The sequence below is a fragment of the Pseudomonas sp. SDO5522_S412 genome, from assembly GCF_054071215.1.
This window is the reverse complement of the sequence record NZ_JBSVWQ010000481.1, coordinates 1-208: the sequence shown is the minus strand read 5'-3', so window position 1 is coordinate 208 and position 208 is coordinate 1. Positions and strand designations below refer to the sequence as shown.

General features: G+C 54.8%; 1 tRNA gene. It reads left to right on the top strand.

The features are described 5' to 3' along the window. Positions 1 to 76 (top strand) — tRNA-Ala (locus ACW9I6_RS32515). The last annotated feature ends 132 nt before the right edge of the window (positions 77 to 208 follow it).

The following is a 208-nucleotide window of genomic DNA, read 5'->3' as shown; positions in this document are numbered from 1 at the left end:
GGGGCTATAGCTCAGCTGGGAGAGCGCTTGCATGGCATGCAAGAGGTCAACGGTTCGATCCCGTTTAGCTCCACCAATTTACAGGTTCAAGGTCTGGCCACACCGTCCTTGAATTCGATCAGTTCTCAGCGCTGATCAGTTGTACAGAAGGTTTGTGTCCCCTTCGTCTAGTGGCCTAGGACACCGCCCTTTCACGGCGGTAACAGGG